The organism is Chitinophaga sp. 05T412 (genome assembly GCF_056396465.1).
Window position 1 is genome coordinate 216,721 of record NZ_JBFTLN010000013.1, and the last position, 22,292, is coordinate 239,012.

Annotated in this window: 16 protein-coding genes, 1 tRNA gene and 1 pseudogene; 8 read left to right on the forward strand and 10 right to left on the reverse strand. The window is 43.7% G+C overall.

The window, feature by feature from the left end:
* Positions 1-54 precede the first annotated feature (54 nt).
* The 4 genes from AC1DFM_RS26005 (at position 55) to AC1DFM_RS26020 (ending at position 7,756) form a co-directional block, all read left to right on the forward strand.
* Positions 55-1,110 carry a FecR family protein gene (locus AC1DFM_RS26005; protein WP_477079692.1) on the forward strand — a complete coding sequence of 352 codons (1,056 nt, stop codon included), beginning with the start codon at positions 55-57 and terminating at the stop codon, positions 1,108-1,110.
* Positions 1,111-1,305: 195 nt separating this feature from the next.
* The gene (locus AC1DFM_RS26010) at positions 1,306-4,527 is read left to right on the forward strand and encodes a TonB-dependent receptor (RefSeq protein WP_477079693.1); all 3,222 of its coding nucleotides are present in this window, start codon (positions 1,306-1,308) and stop codon (positions 4,525-4,527) included.
* A gap of 22 nt (positions 4,528-4,549) precedes the next feature.
* On the forward strand, positions 4,550-5,992 hold the full coding sequence (locus AC1DFM_RS26015) for a hypothetical protein (protein ID WP_477079694.1): 1,443 nt from the start codon (positions 4,550-4,552) through the stop codon (positions 5,990-5,992).
* Between the two features lie 444 nt (positions 5,993-6,436).
* Complete coding sequence (locus AC1DFM_RS26020) at positions 6,437-7,756, forward strand: outer membrane protein assembly factor BamB family protein (protein ID WP_477079695.1); 1,320 nt, start codon at positions 6,437-6,439, stop codon at positions 7,754-7,756.
* Positions 7,757-7,886: 130 nt separating this feature from the next.
* Here AC1DFM_RS26020 and AC1DFM_RS26025 read toward each other — a convergent pair whose 3' ends face one another.
* Positions 7,887-8,402 carry a putative immunity protein gene (locus tag AC1DFM_RS26025; RefSeq protein WP_477079696.1) on the reverse strand — a complete coding sequence of 172 codons (516 nt, stop codon included), beginning with the start codon at positions 8,400-8,402 and terminating at the stop codon, positions 7,887-7,889.
* Positions 8,403-8,579: 177 nt separating this feature from the next.
* Between AC1DFM_RS26025 and AC1DFM_RS26030 the strand changes: the two genes are divergently transcribed.
* A complete protein-coding gene (locus AC1DFM_RS26030) occupies positions 8,580-9,155 on the forward strand; it encodes a hypothetical protein (protein ID WP_477079697.1) in 576 nt (191 codons plus the stop codon).
* On the opposite strand, the gene AC1DFM_RS26035 is transcribed toward AC1DFM_RS26030, so the two are convergent.
* The 6 genes from AC1DFM_RS26035 to AC1DFM_RS26060 all read right to left on the reverse strand — a co-directional run bounded on the left by AC1DFM_RS26035 (position 9,156) and on the right by AC1DFM_RS26060 (position 17,609).
* Positions 9,156-9,914: a LytR/AlgR family response regulator transcription factor gene (locus AC1DFM_RS26035; RefSeq protein WP_477079698.1), complete on the reverse strand. Its 759-nt coding sequence runs from the start codon at positions 9,912-9,914 to the stop codon at positions 9,156-9,158.
* Positions 9,915-9,926: 12 nt separating this feature from the next.
* Positions 9,927-11,033, reverse strand: a complete 1,107-nt coding sequence (locus AC1DFM_RS26040) for a sensor histidine kinase (protein WP_477079699.1) — start codon at positions 11,031-11,033, stop codon at positions 9,927-9,929.
* A 47-nt stretch (positions 11,034-11,080) separates the two neighbouring features.
* On the reverse strand, positions 11,081-12,499 hold the full coding sequence (locus AC1DFM_RS26045) for an efflux transporter outer membrane subunit (protein WP_477079700.1): 1,419 nt from the start codon (positions 12,497-12,499) through the stop codon (positions 11,081-11,083).
* 26 nt (positions 12,500-12,525) lie between these two features.
* Positions 12,526-15,699, reverse strand: a complete 3,174-nt coding sequence (locus AC1DFM_RS26050; protein ID WP_477079701.1) for an efflux RND transporter permease subunit — start codon at positions 15,697-15,699, stop codon at positions 12,526-12,528.
* 36 nt (positions 15,700-15,735) lie between these two features.
* Positions 15,736-16,896 (reverse strand): efflux RND transporter periplasmic adaptor subunit, encoded by a 1,161-nt coding sequence (locus AC1DFM_RS26055; protein WP_477079702.1) that lies wholly within the window; start codon positions 16,894-16,896, stop codon positions 15,736-15,738.
* Positions 16,897-17,102: 206 nt separating this feature from the next.
* The gene (locus AC1DFM_RS26060; RefSeq protein ID WP_477079703.1) at positions 17,103-17,609 is read right to left on the reverse strand and encodes a GNAT family N-acetyltransferase; all 507 of its coding nucleotides are present in this window, start codon (positions 17,607-17,609) and stop codon (positions 17,103-17,105) included.
* A gap of 156 nt (positions 17,610-17,765) precedes the next feature.
* On the opposite strand from AC1DFM_RS26060, the gene AC1DFM_RS26065 reads away from it, so the two are divergent.
* Entirely contained in the window at positions 17,766-18,644 is an 879-nt protein-coding gene (locus tag AC1DFM_RS26065) for an MBL fold metallo-hydrolase (RefSeq protein ID WP_477079704.1), read from the forward strand.
* 115 nt (positions 18,645-18,759) lie between these two features.
* Positions 18,760-18,833: transfer RNA gene (locus tag AC1DFM_RS26070), tRNA-Pro, on the forward strand.
* Positions 18,834-19,563: 730 nt separating this feature from the next.
* Here the strand turns inward: AC1DFM_RS26070 and AC1DFM_RS26075 are convergent.
* From AC1DFM_RS26075 to AC1DFM_RS26085, 3 genes and pseudogenes are all read right to left on the reverse strand, one after another.
* Positions 19,564-20,346 (reverse strand): annotated as a pseudogene (locus AC1DFM_RS26075) (recombinase family protein); the annotation flags it as partial.
* Between the two features lie 34 nt (positions 20,347-20,380).
* Positions 20,381-21,055, reverse strand: a complete 675-nt coding sequence (locus AC1DFM_RS26080; RefSeq protein WP_477079705.1) for a RipA family octameric membrane protein — start codon at positions 21,053-21,055, stop codon at positions 20,381-20,383.
* Between the two features lie 26 nt (positions 21,056-21,081).
* On the reverse strand, positions 21,082-21,240 hold the full coding sequence (locus AC1DFM_RS26085) for a hypothetical protein (RefSeq protein WP_169190225.1): 159 nt from the start codon (positions 21,238-21,240) through the stop codon (positions 21,082-21,084).
* 249 nt (positions 21,241-21,489) lie between these two features.
* Here AC1DFM_RS26085 and AC1DFM_RS26090 point away from each other — a divergent pair, with 249 nt between their 5' ends.
* On the forward strand, positions 21,490-22,206 hold the full coding sequence (locus AC1DFM_RS26090; RefSeq protein ID WP_477079706.1) for a hypothetical protein: 717 nt from the start codon (positions 21,490-21,492) through the stop codon (positions 22,204-22,206).
* Positions 22,207-22,292 lie beyond the last annotated feature (86 nt).

Below are 22,292 nucleotides of genomic sequence, written 5' to 3' on the forward strand. Positions count from 1 at the left end.
AATGAGATATGTATATGGAGGCTCTTTAATTCTATATACAAATACAGGATGAACATGGTTGATAAAAATGAGTTCTGGTTGCTGACCAGTAAATATCTGAGCGGTGAAATAAGCGAATACGAAAAGGACAAACTTTTCGGAATGCTGGAAAGTGCTCCTCTACTGAAGGAGGAATTTCAGGAAGCAAAAAAAATGTGGCAGCAAACGGCGGACAGTGAACCGGGATACAACAGCAGCCTTTTACACCGCACCCACCAGAAGATCAGAGATTACGAAGCGGGGAAGCGGGAAGCCCCCTCATTGCCTCCTTTTGAACCCGCTGTAAACACCCCGGTTTATACCTTGCCAGCCAACCGGAAAACTGGTTGGAAAAAATGGATGGCGGCTGCCGCTGTTCTTGCAGGCATCAGCCTTTATTCTTATTGGTTTTTTCAAAATAATCCAACCACTCATAGTCCGGTACAATGGGCATCAATAGATGTATTACCCGGTCAGCAGCAAAAAATAATGCTGGCAGATAGTTCCATTGTATATATCAATGCAGGTTCTCATTTAGAATACCCGCTTTCTTTTTCTGATAGTATCCGGGAAATCCGTTTGGAAGGGGAGGCTTTCTTTAAGGTCACCAAAAATGCCAGTCAACCTTTTGTGGTGCATAGCGGGGACATACATACCAGGGTACTGGGAACCTCCTTTAACGTGCGGGCTTATAAAGGCGAAGAAATACAAAGCGTATTGGTAGCAACTGGTAAAGTACAGGTAAATGCCAATGGAAAAGGACCGGATTCACTGCTCCCCAATCAACTGCTTACCTATCATGTGCAGGAAAAAACAACTGCCGTCGCTACTCAATCCTATGAAGCCATGGACTGGCGGCAAAACCGGATGGACTTTAATGATATTTCCTTTAAAGACCTGGCAGCAGAGCTGGGCAGGCGTTACGGAAAAACACTGGTGTTTAACAACCCTGAAATGAAAGGTTGCCGCTACAGGGCCATCTTTAATGATCTTCCGCTGGAGAAAATATTACAACAGTTGAGCCTGACCAATGGGTTCAGCTATACCACTAAAAGTGACAGTATTTACCTGAATGGGAAGGGCTGTGAGTAAACAATTATTTCATCATTTAAAAGTATGGCATCAACAGCAGCACATGGAAACATAGACAACCAAAAAGTAAAAAAAACCGGAACCACGAAGGCTCCGGTCCTACTGCGATAACGGCCGGTGAATTTTGGAAGAACGAACCGGCGCATCATTTAAAGTATATCAACGCACCCGAAGGTGTATTAACGCTCTAAAAATATGACAAAATTGACATTTGCTGGAAGGTCCGCATTTCTAATAGCTATTTTCTGTATGCTGTTTGGCGTGTTGGGACAAGCGCAATCATCCGGTAAAATAAGTCTGGACATGACAAATGCGCCGCTCACCGCTGTGTTAGCGGCTATTGAAAAACAAACCGGTACCCCTTTTATATACAACCGGCAGCAGGTAGATAAAGTGGTAGTGGCCCATGCCTCCTATCAGCAGAAAAGTCTTGCGGAAGTATTGAACCATCTGCTAGGCCAGTACCACTTTGGGTACAAGTTGGAAGGTGCCAATATTATACTTTTCCCACAAGTAAAAAGAGAAGAGAAGAATCCTGCTGCTAACCCTGGCAAAGTAACCGGAAAGGTCATTGATGAAGAAAACGGGCAGCCCTTGCAAGGAGCTACCATCCGAATCGGTAATAAGGGCATTACTTCCGGTATAGATGGTTCTTTCAGTATTTCCTTACCCCAAGGCAGCTACACGGCTGCGGTTAGTTATCTAGGCTATGGTACTAAAGAAGTGAATAAGATTGAAGTAAAAGACAATGAAACTTTCCCGCTCAATATTACCCTGAAAGGAGGGAAAGGGCAACTGGCCGTTGTGGTGGTAAAGGCATCCGCCAAAAAGGAGGGGGTAGCCGCATTATATGCCCAGCAAAAAGCCAGCATATCGATGACCGATGGTGTCTCGGCTGCCCAGATAGGGCGAACCGCAGATAATAACGTTGCCCAGGCATTGCGCCGTATGCCGGGTGTAACAATCAGTGAAGGAAAATTTGTTACCATCCGCGGCCTTAGCGAACGTTATAACAATGTAAAACTTAACGGAGCTGAAATGCCTTCCACGGAACCTAACCGCAAGAACTTTTCTTTCGATGTGATCCCGACAGCACTGGTTGACAATATCGTTGTGGCAAAAACCTTTATACCAGAAATGTCCGCAGAATTTGCCGGAGGTTCAGTTAGCGTAAACACACTTTCCATTCCCAATAAAAAGTTTCTGACCCTGGGCCTCGGTACTGGTTTTAATACAAACAGCACGGGTAAAGACTTCTGGGGAGGTAAACGCTACCGTTCGGATTTTCAGTTGGGTAATGCGAAAGAACGCTATTGGTTCGGGCGGGATTGGAATCCACGGTGGTATAGCGACATAACTGCCGGAGATGCTTACAATACACCGCCGAATAAATTTAAGAACCTGGGTGCAGCTAATCAAATGAATGCAAAGGTGCCTAACCATTGGAATCTTTACCGGTACACAGGTGCTCCTACCCAGAGTTATTCGATCAGCGCAGGCATTCCTATTACGGTAAAGAAAAATCGTTTCGGTATTGTTGCCGGTGCCAGTTACCGTCATGAAGAACTTACAGAAGATTATGGTTCAGATACTGAACTGGATCCCGATAACGAACAATATAATAATGACGAAAATTTCACCAAGCTCTATGCCTCCAAAAGATTCAATTTTATAACAGGTGTGAGTGTACTGGCCAATATAGGTTGGCAAAACGGTGGCAATAAGATCAGTTGGAAGAATATGTACAATAACCGCTTTGTGAATGGCAGTTATTATCAACAGTCCCGCAAAGAAAATGAAACCAAGAACGTTACTTTTTTCAATGACCCACGCCGCACGCAGGTTTTGCAAACCCGGCTGGAGGGATCACATAAGGTTTTACATGACCGGGTTAATTTTTCCTGGTATGCCGATTACAATGATTTAACCAGGGAACAATTGGATGAGCGCAATATAAGGGGGGATGTTATTAACGGAGATAATGATAATGGATATAATCCCTTCGTGTCCTGGGGTTATCTGGGAGTAACGGATGGCGGGTATTCCCATATCTTCAGGGGCAAACTAAGCGAAAAGAAAAAGAATTATGGTGCAGATGTAGAAGTGCCATTTACAATACTGGGTAATTTGCAAAAGATCAAGGCTGGTTACCAGAGTAGTTTCCGCGACGCCCATTACACACAAAGTGTTTTAAATGTTGGTATTAATAAGCCCGGGAATGGAAACACCACCTCCCTGGAGGATCTCCTTACACCAGAAAAATTCCTGGACTCTTCCTATTATTATATGGGATATTTAAGCGTACAGATGCCAAATGCAGTGGAAGACTATTATAATGGATCACTGAATATAAGATCTTCTTTCATCCAGGGTGATTTTAGCTTCTTTAACAAACTACATGTTTCCGGAGGTGTGCGCCGCGAGGATTCTCATTTTTTTACAGACGGAGTGCAATTGGACATTGGTAACAGTAGATTTATTGACTCTTCCCGTATAGACGATGAGATCAACTGGTATCCATCGGCCAGTGTGATCTATAACCTCACCAGCAAACTCAATCTGCGGGGTAGTTATTCCAAGACCATTTCCCGCTTCGATTTCCGGGAGCTGTCTTCCTCTACTTACTTCGACATTGCACAGAATATGAAAACCTATGGTACCGACTCCCTTCGTAATACCTATATCAAGAATTATGATTTGCGGGTGGAATGGTATCCATCACCGGACGAGATTATTAGTATCACCGGTTTTGTGAAGAAATTTACGGATCCTATTGAATTGAATGTCAGTATGCGTGCAGGCAGATTAGTCGCCAGGCCAATGAACCTGAAATCTGCTACCGGAAAAGGACTTGAACTGAATCTGCGTAAATCCCTCGGATTCATCAACTCCGCTCCCAAATGGTTTAAAAATATCTATGTTTCAGGTAACGCCATGTATATGAAAATGAACGTGGAATATCAGCAGGAAGAAGGGTACGGTAAAGATTCTGTGCGTAACCGGCCGTTGCAGGATCTCGTGCCTTATTCCATCAATGCCGCGCTTAGCTATGAAGGAGGCCGTTTTGGAGCCTCCGTCAATTATGGAACTACAGGGCGCAAGCTTACGCGGTCTTCTATCACTGAATTTGAGGATGAATACCTGGCGCCCAGGCATGTTGTAGACCTTCAACTGAGTGCCCGCTTTCTGAAGAACAGAATGCTGGTGAAAGCCAACGTAAGCGATCTGCTGGCGCAGCCTTTTATTATTTATAGAAATATGGGATTCAAACATCCTATAAAGGGTTGTCTTACAGACCAGCAGGATTATTTTAAACCCTATACCGATGATATGAACTATAACAAGGGGAAAGACTGGGTGAACCGCAAGTTCAACAGAGGGTCCAGCTACTCTTTGTCTATAAGTTATAATTTTTAAAGGTCCCAAAAACAGATGTAAGATGAAAAGATTAATAATATATATACTCGTACTGCTGATCACAGGCTGTGCAAAAGATTACAACGGCCTGTACGACAAAGATTTTATCCAGTTTAGTATTAAGATCGATTATTCCTCGCCTAATTATGAATATGAGGCGCGGTTCGGTGATATGACATATAAAATAGTAAAGACCAACCCTTCATATACTGACAATCCAGGTATTTCCAAGTCTATGTTGGACGCGAATGGTGCTGTAAATGGAGACTTGGTGATAACACCCATCTATCTTGGAGTACGGCAAAAGCCGGTCGTATTTAATGTGATCATCAAAGCCGGCACTGAACTGCGTTTTCGCCAAGCCTTGGGTGACGAGTTGCGGATGATAAGCAAACCGGAAGACGAGGAGCGTTATACAAGCTTCTCTTTTCAACAAATGACAGACTGGAGTAAGTACTTTGCTCCCATGGTCACATTCAATGGCGAATTGATCCAGACATTTGGTATTAACTATATTCCTAAAGATAAAATGACCGGAACGTTTCGTTTTTATCAGGCCCGGGGCAATAACCTGAACAGGTATGAAGGAAAATTCGATACCAGTATCCAGACGCCGGAGAATGTTATACCAAATATTACCATTGCCGGGAATGAAACTTTTATGCTTGCCAAACCGATAGGTTCGCCTATGTTGATCTGGAATGATGAAATAGCTAATCAATATACCACGCTGAATGTAAGGATCGTTTATGGCAGCCCAAGTGGGACCAACTGGTACTATACCTATAAACATGACTGGATGTCGCCTAATTATGATAATTATGTATTGAAGAACAATCTTTCTGATACATTACGATTGTATAAAATAAACAACAATGATAAAGATACTACGCTTGCCCGGGTAATTCCGGGGCCATTTAAGGAAGGGCAAACGGTCGATTTTATTATGAATGGCGACGAAATGGTTCCCAACGTATACACTGGGGCAGAGCCCACCAACCGTTCAAATGTTTTCTTGAAAATGGGCTATAAGAGAGCTACTCAGGGGCCCCTGACAACTACAGCAGTCAAAGTAAAAGTTTACCTTGCCAAAGAAGATGCAGCCATCGGAATGCATAAGGTTAAACTGCTCAAAGAGGTAGACATTAACAGCCCATCAGCAAATGGTGCAGTGGTGTATGCCGACCCTTTTGAAACGAATATGATGGATGTGGTTCCAACAGGAACCCCCGAGCCGGGCGAAGATGTAATTTTGGAATATATCCCCAATTATATAGTTGAAGTAACTGATGCTTCTAACGGAATACTTTTAACGAGCCGCACGCTCAATGTAATCCCATATTTTAAAATGAAAAACCCAAACATGCCTGTTTGGCCTCTTGCGCTGAATTATAAGTTGCTGAATTTTATTATCGATGGAAGCAATGGAGATATTGCCATTGCTTACGGGAGCGGAGCCTGGTAATACCTGGGCCGACCAAAGAGGCAATCTCCGGTTTTTATTATGCTTCTTATGGCCCGTGGTTAAAGATCATAGTGGCTCAATTACCAGCCATTCACCCCTACGCCGTTGGCCAAATCTTCGATTAAAAGGTTCGAACCCGGTCCAATTATCCTGGCTTAAGAAAGAAGCCTACCTGGAAACGAGTAGGCTTCTTTGTTTTTCTTAGAATTAGTTTGTTATGCCCCACTATGTTTATATCCTTCAAAGCGATAGCACCGCCCGTCACTATGGAGGTGAAACCGCCAATTGACAGAATTGGTATTTTCTGTTAGGACGATTATAAAGATCCTTTCGCTATTATGCTTTTCAAGCTTCCACTAAATTTTTAAAACTTTCCAGAATTTGGATAGATTTGCCTTTCTTTATATATCAACGCTACAATCCTATATACCTAAGCATTACTTTATGAATTCATTCCTTGGAACTCGCTCATTATTACTTTTATTAGGAATAGTGTACTTATTCGGTTGCGCTAAAAATAATCAACCGGTACCGAGAGGAACAGGAGCGGATACTGCATTGCCTTCAGGGCCTGAATTACCTACCGGGCCTGGTCTATCTTCAGCTGTTTTATATATTGATGGCGGTATAACGCTTTACAAAATAAATGCCGTTGATAGCTCTCTGGTGTGGCAAAATAGTAGCGGTAATTTATTTGCATCATCAGGAAGCCCAATGTTATTGGATTCTACAGCTTTTTATACTGGAAGTACCGGTGCTGTGGCTGCATACAGTAAAAAGAATGGAGGAACGTTGTGGTTATTTCGCTGGTTGTTGTATGGGACGACCGGAATTCAATATAGAGAACCCGTGGTAACTGACAGCCTGATTTTGTTTACTTCCTCCAGCTATGAATACATGACCTCAGTTCCTGCTAAGCTGCATTGTGTTAACAAGAATACCGGCGCAGTGAAATGGTCAAATAATGTAGACAGCAATGCTGTAGGCTCTATATTTAATACTACTCCTGTATTGGCGGCTGATAAAGTGATACTTATTACTACGGGCAAAAATAGTGAGAAGTATTTGACTGCTTATCGAATATCGGATGGTTCAGCTTTGTGGTCCTCTGCCGTAAGTAATTATTCGAGTACCAGGCTGAAAGTGGAAAATAACCAGGTTTATTTGTTCGAAGCTGCTAAGGTAACTTGCTATAGTATCGCTGATGGATCATTGCAATGGCAAACAAATTGGGGTGGTAATGCCTGGGATGGACAGGCAATTTTTTTTGAAAATGGCCAGCTAATTTTGGCGGCGTTATCTTACCCCAAGTTTGATGTCTATACGATAAACACTACAGATGGAGCGATTTTTAAAAAGGTAAGTGTTCAGGTACCTCCCGCAGGTTGTAAGCCTGAATATATTAGAGGAGGCTGCATTTACCATGATAATAAATTGATTGTAACTAACAGGTGTGATAAGGATTCAATACATGTCAGGTGCTTTAATCTATTGAATCAGACGCAGAGTTGGGAGCTGACATTTGAGGAGAATGTAGAATATGGTTATGGTGAAATGTCCGCACCACTGTTTGCCAATAACTGTATTGTTTTTCCTACCCTTACCTCGTCAGGAGGTGACGACTATAAAGGCCTTATGCATTTCGTAAATTTGAGGGGTGAAGAAATTAAAAGCATCCCGTTTGTTTCAGGTGTTTCGATTGTAAGATTTGCTTATGAAGAAAAGAACATTATCTACAACCAGACAAGGGGTATTAAGTACTAAAAAGTAAAATTGCTAGATTTATTAATAGCGAACTGATTTCTATTTTAGACATGGTTTAAGCAAGTGTGGGTATCCCCCATCTGCGCAGATCCGAATCCCGTTATCTCCGGAATACTGGAAATAGGTAATCTCAGCAATTGAATGCAAACCAACAGATATGATTTCTAAGTTTTTGATCCTCCATTACAAGCTCGCGAATATCATCCGGTAGTTGATTACGCTGCCATTGACATTCTTTTTTGCCCATCTCTTCTTTCTCATTTTCTTTAACAGATGCCTTCACTGCTTTAATGGCATAGGCGGCCGCTCCAAGTTCATGGGCTGCCACGTGCGCCGTCACAGCTGCTTGCCCTGCAGCATAAGCCGCATTTCTGGCAGCGCCTTTTAAATCTCTTGCTGCAGCCATAGCATGGCCACCTGCAGCCCGGCACTCCATCATTTTAATCTCACCACGCACCCATGCCTGAATCTGCTCGATAGCCAATCGTGGACGAGGGTCAGAAGGCCGTACTGCTTCGAAAAAATGCAATACATGCGCTGCGCAATCAGCGGCCCATAGGGCCAGTAAATGATGATTTGAATCTGTTAGCGTTCCACCTCGTCTTATGGTGATAAATCTTGGGTCTCTATCTTTGGGCAGGATCATCGTTTTCTAATTGTGATGGTGTTTAAAAAAAACGGCATGAAAGGCGAATTTAGTTAATTAGATGCTCTTCCGCCTAAAGTATCCAATCCGGCGACTGTTTTTTGTAACCACCAGTCCAATGAAAATGATTAATTTGCTGTGTAAGTAGCATTGTTGGTAAAATAATCTTCTCCTCATATGCTGTTTAAACAGGTACATCTTAACGGAATAAAAACAGGTAGCATTACACTGGCTTTTCGCAAGTGGAAGCAGCCGGCTGTTAAGGAACATAGCGAAATGAAAACAACCATCGGAGTAGTGAATATCGGTAAAGTGAAAACGATACAATTATCCGCCATTACGCAAAAGGAGGCGATCGCAGCTGGCTATCTGCAATTGGAGGATCTGCTGAAACTATTGACAGCCGTACCTGACGGCGAAATTTATAAAATAGCAGTGTCCTACCAGGGAGAAGATCCCCGTATCGCTTTACGGGAGCAAGACACGTTAACCGTCGACGCTTTGGAAATACTCCGCACAAAGCTGAACCGGCTGGATCAATATAGTAAAACAGGCCCATGGACCATCCAGCTATTGACGCTGATAAAAGCTTATCCAAAGCTGAAGGCGGCAGATCTGGCTGCCAAAACCGGGGAGGAAAAAGAAGTATTAAAGCTGAATGTCAGAAAGCTAAAGAACCTGGGGCTTACCATTAGCCACGATCCCGGATATACGCTTTCACCGTTGGGGTTGGCGCTTCTTCACAAATGGTAATTATTTATCCAGCCATTGCTTAAACAAAGGAACTTTCTCTTTACTCACCAATACTTCTCTCTCCGGATCTCGTTTAAGTGAGATTTTCAGTTTTCCGTTAAAGTAATGCTGGATATTATCAATGCTGCTGATATTGATGATATGCTGGCGGTTGGCGCGGAAAAACTGCGAAGGGTCCAGCTGCTCTTCCAGTTCGTCCATGGTATGCGTGAGGGCGACTTGTGTTTTGTCTTTCAGGGCAAGATGAGTAACATTGAAGGCATAGAAGATATAGTCTACATCTGCTACCAATACGGTTTTATAACCGTCGCGGAAAGGCAGCATAAACCGGCTGCGATAAGTCACTTCTTTTTGTTTGAAAAACTCGAGCAGTTGTTGTACCATTTCAGTAGGTCCGGCTGGTGCGGGTTGTTGGTGTATACGTTCCAGTGCTTGCTGGAGATCGTCTTTTTCAATGGGTTTTAAAAGGTAATCAACACTATTTACTTTGAAGGCGCGGATGGCGTATTCATCGTAGGCGGTGGTGAAAATAACGGGGCAGGTAAGCGTTACCTGTGGAAATATATCGAACGATAAGCCATCGGCCAAACGGATATCCATCAGGGCTACGTCCGGGTGTGGGTGTTGTTTAAACCAGGCCACACTGGCAGATACTGTATCAAGGACCGCTTCTATAATGATGTCTGGCGCAATGTCCAGCAGTATGTTTTTTAAACGGGTCGCATTTGGTTTTTCATCTTCAATAATTACAACACGCATGACAGTTATTTTTTAAAAATCAAGTAAAGGCAGTATCACCATAAATTGACCATGCTCCTGTTTGATGGTGGTGTACTGATCAGATAACAACCGATACCGGTTCCGGATATTTTCCAGCCCCAGTTTGGTAGATGGGATATTAGTTGGGATGAGCTGTATATTGTTGCTGACAATAAGCTGGTGGGTGTCATCCAGGTAAATGTGTATATGTAGTGGTTGTGCAGTGGAGGCTACATTATGCTTGATGGCATTTTCAATGAGCAGCTGCAATGTTATGGGGGGAATACCTTTTGACTGGCTCGATTCCGGAATGGTGATTTGTATATCTACGTTATCGCCGTGGCGGATTTTAATCAGGTACGTGAACGCCTGTATGAATTTCAGTTCTTCCCGCAGGGTGATAATATCGTTGTGGAGATTAATAATCATATACCGGTATACCCTGGAAAGATTTTCCAGGAAAGCGAGTGCGGTATTTTTATCTTCTTCAATAAGGGCAGAAAGTGTGCTGAAGTTATTGAACATGAAATGTGGGTCCAGCTGCAGTTTCAGCGACTGTAACTCTGCCTGCATGGCAATCTGTTTCAGTTCTGCCGCTTTGAGTTTCAGGGCGGCAGCTTCCAGCATGGATGTTTTCCAGCGTTGTAGCAGGTAATTACCTGTTTGCACGGCGCTGAGGAGAATAGATACCATGACGCATACAAACACTACCTGCCATTCATCCAGCTTTTCAGGGCCATTGTCTTTCGGCTCTGGTGCCGGACCAAAAATGAGGTTGAGTACAATGGTGAGTATCGTTAATAAGAGGAATACAGAGATGATCTGACAAAACAGCTGTGCAATGAATCGCCTTAACGGCCATTGTTCCCAGGGAATTCGTTTGTCCATCCACCTGGCAGATAGCAGGCTGATTTCTGTTACCAGTCCACAGAAGATCATCAGCACCAGCCATTCGATGAGCAGTTCATTCCAGGGCCGGGTAGACAAGTCGTCCCAGTATTTGCTAAAGGGGTTTACCAGGTAAGACAGCAGGTAATACAGGAGGAATATAATGGGAATAATAAGTATCCTGTAATACCTGTTGAATAATCTGTTTTGTTTTTTTTGATATTGATTCATGCTGCGTATTTAGCCACGCTTAAATATAGATAATTCGGTGGTACTTCCTACTTCCAGCCTCCTCCCAGTGAGCGGTAAAGATCTACGGCGGCGCTTAGCTGATCGCGTTGCAGGGCTGCCAGATCCAGTTCACTTTGCAGTACGTTGCTTTGTGCATTAAGTACTTCCAGGTAGGTGGCCATACCACTTTGAAACAGCAGGCCGGCATGGTGGGTGGCGCTTTGCAGCTGTTCCACCCTTATCTGTGTGATGGCGTGCTGCGCTTGCAGCTTGTCTAACCGGACCAACGCATCAGATACTTCTCCAACAGCCGTGAGTACAGATTGTTTAAACTCAATGACTGACTTTTCTTCTTCCAGTTTCGCTATTTCCCAGTCTGTTTTTAACTTTTTCCGTTGGAAGATGGGTTGAGTAATGCTGCCGCCTACTGTTTCAAAAAGGCTGCCTGGTATGTTGAACCAATTACTGGCTTTAAATGAGTTGACGCCTGCGCTGGCGGTGATATTCAGTGCGGGGTACATGTTGGCCCGGGCTACGCCGGTACGGGCATTGGCTGCTTTCGCGGCCAGTTCAGCGGCATGTACGTCTGGCCGTTGCGTGAGCAGGGCTGCTGGCACGCCGGCTGATAGTGGGAGGTTGTAACGAATGGATTCCAGGCGGCTCTGGCGGATAATGGCGCCCGGTAAGGCACCGGTGAGCAGTTGCAAGGCATTTTCCTGCAGCGTAATTTCCTGTGCTATTTTAGGAATCAGGGCGGCGGCTACCTGCCGCTGCGCCTGCGTTTGCTCAATGGCCAGTGTCGTGATCTGCCCGGAGGTAAATTGTAGTTGCATGATCTGCAAGGTGCTGTCTGTCAGCGCCAGGTTTTTGGCAGCAATTTCCTGTTGGGTATCCAGCATCAGCAGGTTGTAGTATCCCTGTGCCACATCACTCACAATTTTTGTTTGCACCGCTTTGGAGGCCTCCGTACTTTGCAGGTAAGTGGCCAGGGCGGCTTCTTTCAGCCGGTTGATTTTCCCCCACGCCATTACTTCCCAGCTCAATCCCAGGTTGGCGTTGTAGTCGTCCATGTATTTGGTTCCCATGAACTCCTGCGATAAAGAGCCATTTAAGCTGTTTTTAGAGGGATAGTTGCGATTGCCTTGTACTTGTAGACTCAGATCGGGCAAGGCGCCTAAACGGGCTGTTTTAACCGTTTGGGCGGCAATGGCAACATTCCGGATGGCTACCTGTATATCAAAGTTTTTAACCAGGGCGCTATCGATCAGCGTTTGCAGTACCGGATCGGTGAAAAATGCTTTGGCCGGTAGTAAACCAATATTGTTGCTGTCTGCCGGCAACGTAGCGCTGCGGTATTGGGTGGGCAGCGCGGTGTCGGGTCTGCTGAAATCCTTACCCACCCGGCAGGCCATCATCATACTGCTTAATCCTGCCACCATCAGCAACGGTGTGATATATTTATTCATTTTTTTTCTGTTTTGGAAGATGATGATTAAACGGTGGTAGCGGCCATCGTCGGTTCAGGTATCGTGGTGATTTTTTTACTGCTTACCTTCTCCTGTAAAAACTGGAATACCACGAATAATACCGGGATGATAAACACACCAAGGATAACGCCGGATAACATACCACCGGCGGTGCCAATACTGATGGAATGGTTACCCAGTGCAGACGGCCCTTTTACCACCATCAGCGGAATCAGTCCGGCCACAAAAGCCAGCGATGTCATGATGATAGGCCGCAACCTTAGCTTCGCTGCTTCCAGTGCTGCCGACAAAAGTGTTTTCCCTGCACTGCGACGTTGTACTGCAAACTCCACAATGAGGATGGCATTTTTAGCCAGCAGGCCTATCAGCATCACCAGTCCTACCTGTACATAAATATTGTTATCAATACCAGCCAGCGAAATGGCTACAAACACACCAAGTATACCGGTAGGAATGGAGAACAATACGGCCAGTGGCAGCAAATAACTTTCGTATTGCGCGGCCAGCAGGAAGTACACGAAAATGATAGCCAGTGCAAAAATCATGATCATCTGGTTGCCGGCAGTAGTTTCTTCTTTACTTAACCCTGTCCACTCGTAACTATAACCTACAGGCAGTTTAGCGGCTGCCAGTTTTTCCACTGCTTTGATAGCCTCGCCGGTGCTGTGTCCGGGTTTCGGCATGGCATTAATGGCAATGGAATTAAAAAGATTATAGCGGTTCATCATCTCCGGTCCATATACTTTTTTCAGCGTAATGATACTGTTGACAGGTACCATCTGTCCCTGATCATTTTTAACAAAAATTCCTTCCAGGCTGGCTGCATTACTGCGCGATTCAGGAGTGGCCTGCACCATTACACGGTAGTATTTACCAAAGCGGTTAAAGTCGTTCGCCTGGTTGCTACCATAATAAGTTTGTACGGTCATCATCAGGTCGCTCACACTTACGCCCAGCTGTTTGGCTTTCACCGCATCTACCATGATTTCATACTGAGGGAAGTCCGCTTTGAACATAGTAAACGCTACGCCTATTTCCGGTGTCTGCATCATTTCACCAATAAAGCGATTTGTCACCTCACTGAATTTTTCAATAGATCCGCCGGTGCGGTCCTGTAACACCATTTCCAGTCCGTTGAAAGTACCAAACCCTGGTACGGTCGGGAAAGTAAATACACTGAAAGTACCTTCTTTGAGGGCCCCTAACTTCATGTTCAGCAGGCCTACGATATCATCAATTTGTTGTACTTCGCCACGTTCTTTAATCGGTTTCAGTTTCACAAACCCCATCGCATAAGCCGGACTGGCGCCATTACTCAGGATATTATAACCAGAGATACTGGTTTCAGATTCTACCATCGGCAGCTTTTTAAGGATGCTGTCTGCCTGATGTAAAACTTTGGTAGTACGATCCAATCCCGCTCCGGGAGGGAGTGATAAAGAGTATGCCACAAAGCTGCCGTCTTCATTAGGGATAAAGCCTTTTGGAGTAGTCATCATCAACCATCCGGTAGCCAGTGTTATCAATAATAAGCCACCGAGGCTTACCCATTTATGTGCGATCAGCCATTTTACCCCACGGGTATATTTGCTGGTCATCGCCTGGAAGCTGGTATTGAAAGCCGTGAAAAATCTGCGGGAGAATCCTTGTGGATCATGGCTGGCGCCATCTTCCCCGGCATGTGTATTTTTCAAAAATAATGCGCACAACGCAGGACTCAGTGTCAAGGCATTTAATGCCGAGATAAGAATGGCGATCGCCAGCGTGAACGCAAACTGCCGGTAAAATACACCTGTAGGGCCTTCCATGAATCCTACCGGAAGAAATACCGCTGCCATCACCATGGTAATGGATAATATAGCGCCGGTAATTTCACTCATCGCCGACAGCGTAGCGGCTCTGGCAGGCAGGTGCGTACGTTCCATTTTACTGTGCACCGCTTCTACCACTACAATGGCATCATCTACCACAATACCAATCGCCAGTACCAGGGCAAACAAGGTGAGCATGTTGATAGAGAAGCCCATCATCTGCAAAAAGAAGAAGGTACCTACCAGCGACACGGGAACGGCTATAGCAGGAATCAGGGTAGATCTGAAGTCTTGTAGAAACAGGAATACGATCACGAATACCAGTATGAATGCTTCTATCAGCGTTGACTTCACCTGCGCAATAGACACATCCAGCTGCTCTTTGGTGCTCATGGTCACCTGGTATTTAATGCCTTTGGGAAATGTTTTGGACGCATTATCCATTACCTGCTGTATGCTGGTTTGTATTTGGTTGGCATTAGATCCATTGGTCTGGAAAATGGCCATGGTAACGGCGTCTTTACCATTTACCTTGTTGTCGGTAGTATAGTTGGCAGATCCCAGCTCTATGCGGGCCAGGTCTTTCAGGTATAATACGGAGCCATCTGCGGCGGCACGGATCACGATTTTTTCAAACTGTTCGGGCTTGTTGAATTTACCCTGGTAGTTGATCACATACGACAATGGTTCATTGGTGCCTTCGCCAAATTTACCGGGAGCCGCTTCGAGGCTCTGGTCGCGGATGGCGTTCATGACTTCGGTGGGCGTAACGTTGTAGGCCGACAGCTGTTCCGGCTTCAGCCAGATACGCATGGCGTAATCTTTGGCGCCGAAGATCTGTGCCTGTCCTACGCCGGGGATACGTTTAATTTCCGGGATGACGTTGATCTTGGCGAAATTTTGCAGGAAAGCTTCATCATATTTCTCTTTGTCCTCGCTGAGGATATCGAGGATCATAATCATGCCGCTCTGCTGTTTGGTGGTGGTAACGCCTGCCTGCACTACTTCTGCAGGAAGCTGACTGGTTACCTGTGCCACTCGGTTTTGTACATTTACGGCCGCCTGATCGGGATCGGTGCCCAGCTTAAAGAAAACGGTAACAGAACCAAAACCATCATTGCCGGCATTGGATTGAATATAGGTCATGTTTTCCACGCCGTTGATCGCTTCTTCCAGTGGTGTTACCACAGAACGTAATACTGTAGCGGCATTACCACCAGGAAAAGAGGCGCTGACTACCACGCTGGGTGGCGCAATATCGGGAAACTGTGTAATAGGCAGGCGGGAAAGGCCTACCAGTCCCAGTATAACCAGGATAACAGAAATCACCGTAGCTAATACGGGACGTTGTATGATTTTATTCAGCATAACTCAGTATCATTTTGTGCAGCGGGGGCTGCGCACTTACTTTTTGGGTGTGGGTTTGGTGCCGGCAGGTGTTACAACAGTGCCTTCTACCAGGGTTTCTATGCCTGCAGTGATAATTTTATCGCCGCGTTTCAATCCTTCTTTTACAATAAAATTATCGCCATTGCTACCTGCCAGTTGGATAATCCGGCGTTTTACCACGTTGCTGTCGCCCAGTTCATATACAAACACTTTGTCCTGCATTTCCAGGGTAGCTGCTTGAGGTACCTGTATTACGCCGGTGTAGAGTTGTTCGATTTTCACTTTACCGGTGTTGCCGGAACGCAGCACTGCGCCGGGATTGGGGAAGGTGGCTCTTAAGCTGATGGCTGCTGTGGTTTTATTAAACTGTCCATCTACCATTTCAATGCGGCCTTTTTGCTGGAATTCATCTCCATTGGAAAGCTGCAGGGAAACGGGGCGCAGCTGACGTAGCTGTTGCTGTAAGCTGGCGCCGGAAGCGCCTTTGCTGAAGTTCATGAAATCATTTTCACTCATAGAGAAGTACGCATATACTTCGCTGATATCAGATAAGGTGGTCAGTGGTGTGGCATCTGCTCTGCCCACGAGGTTACCCACTCTTTTGGGGATACGGCCAATGTATCCGCTTACCGGGGCTTTCACCAGGGTGAAATCAACATTGATGCGGGAGGCTGCCACAGCGGCTTTGGCTTGTTCTACATTTGCTTTAGCGGTTTGGACTGCTGCATTGGCGGTTTTTAGCTGCATTTCGGCCACTACTTTGTTTGTTACCAGTGGCCTTATTTTGTCTGCTTCCAGTTCGGCGGTGGTAACAGCCGATTCCATGGCATGCAGGTTGGCAATGTCTTTATTCAGCTGCTCCCGGTAAGGGCGGTCGTTGATTTGAAAAAGCGGTTGTCCGGCTTTTACAAAGCTACCTTCGTCTATAAATATTTTATCGAGATAGCCATCTACTTGTGGCCGTATATCTACATTCACTTTTCCTTCCAGCAAAGCCGCGTATTGGCTGCTGGTCATGGCGCTGCTGGTATCCAGTGTAATCACTGGCAGCTCAGGTGCAGGCATAGCGGCGTTTCCAGCTTCAGCTCCTGCGTTGCTGCCACAGCTATATAGGGCTACTGCCATCAGTAATCCGGGTAAAATAGTAAGGTAAGCGGTTTTATATCTCATTGCCATCTGATTATTTTTTATATAATAGAAGGCAAATATCACCAGGACCAGTGGCTGAGTGGGGGATAAAATAAATGAACCGGAAAAAAAAGAAGGTGAACCGGAAAAACGCGAAAGTGAAATTTTGATGGTAGCTACTGCCTGTTGACGGAGGCAGCAGGTAGTAGCCGTGGTTTTAGAGAACCATCAAACAGGAAATTCCGTCGGAGATACTACAAGGCTATTTCAAACAGGCTGGAAGTACCGCCCCGATAGTGTGCCGGCAGTTCCGGTGCATCCCCGGTAGCTACCACGCCAAGATAGTTGAACCCGCAACTAACATAGTAGTTGTTTAGTTTGTCGTTGCCACTGCCGGTATCCATTCTCACAAATTGTTTATGATGTTCGGTGGCATAGCTTTTAGACCAATCCACTATTTTCTTCACGTAGCCATTGCCACGAAAGTCAGGGTGGGTAGCTATCCGGTGGATATATATGGAAGGGTCTTTATCTTTCACTTTCCAGATAAACGGATCTTCAAAGGCAATAGAGAAAACGCATACGACCTGTTGGTTCACGATTATCTTCCATAATCTTTTTTCCCGTATTTCATTTTCTATCAGTGATCTGTCAAAGCCCTGCCAATGCTTTTGTGCTACTTTTTTCTGCAGGATGGTGCCGGCATCATACAAGCTGAAGATAATGTCAATGTCTTCGATAGTGCTGTTAATAATTTCCATGAGATATGAATTTTTATGCCTGTAAAATTCAAACTTTATTATTATTTAAAACAGATTCACTTTTGTGTATTTTGACCAGATCAGATTTTGTGTAAGTCTTTATAGTAGAGCTTTCGTAAAATATATGTATCTTCATAATGTAACAATAGCTGAAAGATGAGCATCACCATATCAGGATACTCCACTGCCTTATTCTCCACCTGGTATCTGCTGGAAGAATTAGGGATTTTAATGGATGCAGGCGATGGGCTTACATCGGCCTTACTGCAAAAGAGCAGGAAAATTAACTATGTATTTATATCACATGCCGACCGGGACCACCTCACAGGTCTGGTACAATTGAACCAGCTCAACGCACGCGATGGCTTCCCCGTGATCTGCTATCCCCGCGACAGCAAATCATTCCCCGCCATGGCCGATTTCCTGCAAAGATTTGATCCGCACACCAGCGGTATACAATGGCGGGCAGTAGGTCCCGGTGACGAAATTTGGGTGAAAGATGACGTAGTGGTAATCCCCATCCGGAATGAACATGTAACCACCGACAGCCATATTATCAGAAGTCTGAGCTATAAAGTGATGCAGGTAAAACAAAAAGTAAAACCGGAACTGACAACTTTACCCCCCGCCACACTGAAGCAAATCATTATGGAAAAAGGAAAAGAAAGCACCACCATGGAGGTGAGAACCAATCTGGTAGGCTATTCTGGCGATACTCCCGTAAAAGACCTGCAACGCTGGGATCAATCGGGCATCCTGATACATGAAGCCACTTTCTTAGCCAGCGAAGGAGATGTAAAAGTGGTAGCGCATAAAAATAAGCACAGCAAACTGGAGGAAGTGATGGAAATGGTGAGCCACATCCGCGTGGAACAGCTTATCCTGGGACATTTTTCCTCCCGATATTCCGCAGAGCAAATAGACCATGCCATTAAAGATTTGTGCAACAAATACGCGATTAATATCCCGGTATTCCGTTTACTACCCGGACTAACAGTAAAGGATATACTATCTGGCAGTCCGGTTAATAAGTAATGTGGTAGCGTGTTTGGAAGAATGGGTTTAAAATTTTTTCAAAATTTTTTTCAGAAGATTTGTTTTTGTGAGATTTAATTTCCTACATTTGCATCCCGCTACAAAAGGTCGGAGACGGGGCGTAGCGTAGCCCGGTATCGCGCCTGCTTTGGGAGCAGGAGGTCGCAGGTTCGAATCCTGCCGCCCCGACTTGACAGGACAAATGAGATTCATTCTCGTTTGTCCTGTTTTTATTTAGGCCAAAATCTTTGTCCAGTGAGTATATGAGGCGCACCGCTTCATTGATGCGGGTAGTTCGAAGTATAAATCCGTCAAAACTTAATTTTTCAGGATACATCGAACTAATTATTTCCCGCTTCTTCTCTATATCTCCGTTTTCATACACATAATCCAGTTTTAAAAGGTTGTTCAGCCCCTTTTCTAACAGATCGCTAATATTAACTTGGTCGTGGTTATTGGTGCTTAGTTTTGCTTCCAGTTTTTCTAACTTGCTACTACATTCCGTTTTCATGTCTCGAAAGTCCGCAGGCTCTATTTGCTTGGAGGTAAGTAAATCTCTGATATAAGACAGCTTTTCTTCCTGCTTACCTATTTCGGCCAACAGTTGTTTACGGTCGTCTTGCAGGTGGTTCGTTTGTTCGTACCATGCTTCTGATAATGTTATTTTGTACAGGTCTATCATTTCAGGGCGCGGAATGTACTTTTTAAGTTCATGCACAAACAAGTCATTTATATTATCAGCTCTAAAGCGGCTGTTACAGCCATCAAAGCAATGGTAGTAGGAATAGTATTTTGTATGGCCCTTAGATGCGCTTCCCGTTAGCAATTTGTTGCATTTAGGGCAGATAAGAAAGCCTCGTAAGGGCAACGTAGCGTTTGACATTACTTTGAGGCGATAATGCCTTTTTCGGCCATCCAGTACATCCTGCACCTGATAATATAATGCCTCTGAAATAATAGGTTCATGTTGACCTTTTACAAAACGGGCTTCTTCCTCTTTATACTTGGCTATAAATATTTTTCCGCAATAGACAGGGTTACGAATTGCAAACCAGAAAAGGCTTTTAGTCCCTTTAAACCCTTTTTCTTTAGCCAACTTAAATACCTGTTCCGTATTAAATACGCTTTCTGCTATTTGTTCAAATGCCCACCGGATAATTCCCGCTTGCGGTTCCTTGGGTTCTATATACTTTCTTCCCGCTTCATCTGTTTTATTTACATATCCGATCGGAGCCAAACCCATATAACGCCCCTCTTTCCTCGCTCTGCGCATACCGTGAATAACGTTTAAAGCCCTTCTGTCATTCTCTACTTCGGGAGCTGCTAAATAAAAGGCCAGCATCATTTTATTTTCCGGTATGGATAAATCCAGCGGCTGTTCAATGGCTTGCGGTTCTACGCCTAATTTGCGAAGGGTGTTAATCATTTGGTAGGCATCCCCGGCATTACGGCTAAACCTGTCCCATTTAAGGAATAGCACAAGATCAGCTTTCCCTTTATGCTTCTTTAGTTCTAACAGGTATTTTTTCCATTCAGGTCGGTTGAAGGTTTTGGCAGAATGATCTTCAAAAATCACTTTGCGGACGGATATACCGTTTATGTCGCAGTATCTGCGTAAAAATTCTTCCTGGCTACGCTGTGAATAGCCTTTATCGGCCTGTTCATCTGTGCTTACCCGGATGTATAAATCAGCAATCTTCATGTTTTATTCAATTTGTTATTCTTCTATACTTTCATCATCCATTATCTTGGTCTAATTCACTATTACAATATCTTTCATTATCCAAGTAATATTGATTTTGAGAAATATTTGGATGGTGGCCTTTTTTCTTGGTGAGTGGTTCATAAACCTTTCCATTGTAAAAAAATACTATGATGTAAATAAGGATTACCGCATGAAAAAAAATCGCATTCCACCTAATATTTGAGGTAGTATCAAAATGACAACTATTGAGCCAAAGGAAAAACGAGGATATTGTAACAATGTCCCAAACTAAGATAGTCAACTTTGATACAGAGAATCTCCGGGCTTTAGTGAACGGATTTTCATTTTTACCAAGAATACCTGCATCTAAGTAATATTTCTCATCCTTAGCATATTTTTGAGTTTTTGTTAAATCAATTTTCAGAATTGACTCACTGTTCTTTGTTTTACTTTCCCACCTTTCTTGCCAATATTTACTGCCCCTGTTCATAAGTGACTGAAAAAAAGAAACCAAAAATCCAACAAAAGCGATGTAGATGCAATATTCTTCTTTATCAACAATCAATTTAAAATATCCTGTCGCTAGTAAAACTAGTAACGCTCCAAAGAACCAACCTCTTTTCCAGAAGTTTTCTATTTCAAATTTTCTCTGATCAAGCGATTTTTCAAATCCAAGTTTTTTTAAATCAATTTCATTTTCTGCCATAATCAATATTTTTTTTTAAAATTTAGTTATATGCCTTTTCTATGCCTTTCTTTTATGTATTGTACCACAACAATTGTAGCCAGTTTGCGCAGAAATCCAAGTATAACTTCTGCCTGCTCTACCGTTACTTCTACCCCCTTTTGTTTTAGCATTTCCACCGCTTTTTCCGGCTTTATTTTTTCCATTTGCACCTCCTGCTTTAATCAAGTTCACAAAATCCCTGTGCAAGGGAATACTCTTCTATGCTAATATAATAAATTTGTTTTGTTAATTTATGTTTTACCAAAACTTTTTATAAAATATGGCAAATTTTACTGAACTTTACTTGTATTAATGCGATTTACTATGTTTTGATACAATTTTAACTGTAAAACAATGCCTACAAACTGATTGTTATACATTTTGTATACAAACGAACATAAAAGCGATTAAAAATGACTAAAACCTATAAGGTTAGCTATAAAACATATTTCAATGACCGGCTTAAACAAGTGTCCTTTCATGGAAAACTTACCTATCCACTGTATGTACAGGTAACATTTGACAGAAAGACAATCTTTTTTAAAAGCTACTATTTTGAACTGTTTTCTAAACCTCGGTATTTTTTATCTGTAGCGGGGCTGACAGGTGGGCCATCTATTGAAGATATTATTAAAAAAGAAAATACATTAATTGATTTCATTGTTGACAAAAACCTACCGGATTTTTCTTTAGACCTGTTTAAACAGGAATACGCTTACTATAGCAAAGATTTATGTGACGTAACGGAAGAAGGTTTTATTGATTATATGTACGTCTTTTTTCAAGATAAGGGAATGCCGGCATTTGCTGTCATGGTACAGCAAGGTAGCAGATTTCGTATTGTCTATGATGTAGTACGGGATATGAAAAGGGCTTTTAACAAGCCCCTATATGATGAATTGGTAGAAAATTCGTTTTATTATGCCCCGCCATACCTGCCGCTATACGGCTTTATGCAGCAAACAAAGAAGTGGCCAATGTTAAGCCTTACTGTACTGGAATGGGAAGATGAAAAAACAAAAGCCCAGTTTGCAGACTATGTACAGAAATATTATCCCAATATAGATTTAAAAGAAGTAATGGAACTGGTGAATAAATGGCTCGATCATCTGAGGAAGGAAGCCAAATAGTGTATGCCCTTAAATGCTAAATAAAATCTGCTGTAAAATGCTTGTCGTACCTTAACCAGTGCATATTTGGACAAAGGGAGCGACTG

Excerpts from the sequence above, each read along its gene's own strand:
- AC1DFM_RS26005 (WP_477079692.1), top strand. The coding sequence starts at position 55 with ATGGTTGATAAAAATGAGTTCTGGTTGCTGACCAGTAAATATCTGAGC.
- AC1DFM_RS26010 (WP_477079693.1), top strand. The coding sequence starts at position 1,306 with ATGACAAAATTGACATTTGCTGGAAGGTCCGCATTTCTAATAGCTATT.
- AC1DFM_RS26015 (WP_477079694.1), top strand. The coding sequence starts at position 4,550 with ATGAAAAGATTAATAATATATATACTCGTACTGCTGATCACAGGCTGT.
- AC1DFM_RS26020 (WP_477079695.1), top strand. The coding sequence starts at position 6,437 with ATGAATTCATTCCTTGGAACTCGCTCATTATTACTTTTATTAGGAATA.
- AC1DFM_RS26025 (WP_477079696.1), bottom strand. The coding sequence starts at position 8,402 with ATGATCCTGCCCAAAGATAGAGACCCAAGATTTATCACCATAAGACGA.
- AC1DFM_RS26030 (WP_477079697.1), top strand. The coding sequence starts at position 8,580 with ATGCTGTTTAAACAGGTACATCTTAACGGAATAAAAACAGGTAGCATT.
- AC1DFM_RS26035 (WP_477079698.1), bottom strand. The coding sequence starts at position 9,914 with ATGCGTGTTGTAATTATTGAAGATGAAAAACCAAATGCGACCCGTTTA.
- AC1DFM_RS26040 (WP_477079699.1), bottom strand. The coding sequence starts at position 11,033 with ATGAATCAATATCAAAAAAAACAAAACAGATTATTCAACAGGTATTAC.
- AC1DFM_RS26045 (WP_477079700.1), bottom strand. The coding sequence starts at position 12,499 with ATGAATAAATATATCACACCGTTGCTGATGGTGGCAGGATTAAGCAGT.
- AC1DFM_RS26050 (WP_477079701.1), bottom strand. The coding sequence starts at position 15,699 with ATGCTGAATAAAATCATACAACGTCCCGTATTAGCTACGGTGATTTCT.
- AC1DFM_RS26055 (WP_477079702.1), bottom strand. The coding sequence starts at position 16,896 with ATGGCAATGAGATATAAAACCGCTTACCTTACTATTTTACCCGGATTA.
- AC1DFM_RS26060 (WP_477079703.1), bottom strand. The coding sequence starts at position 17,609 with ATGGAAATTATTAACAGCACTATCGAAGACATTGACATTATCTTCAGC.
- AC1DFM_RS26065 (WP_477079704.1), top strand. The coding sequence starts at position 17,766 with ATGAGCATCACCATATCAGGATACTCCACTGCCTTATTCTCCACCTGG.
- AC1DFM_RS26080 (WP_477079705.1), bottom strand. The coding sequence starts at position 21,055 with ATGGCAGAAAATGAAATTGATTTAAAAAAACTTGGATTTGAAAAATCG.
- AC1DFM_RS26085 (WP_169190225.1), bottom strand. The coding sequence starts at position 21,240 with ATGGAAAAAATAAAGCCGGAAAAAGCGGTGGAAATGCTAAAACAAAAG.
- AC1DFM_RS26090 (WP_477079706.1), top strand. The coding sequence starts at position 21,490 with ATGACTAAAACCTATAAGGTTAGCTATAAAACATATTTCAATGACCGG.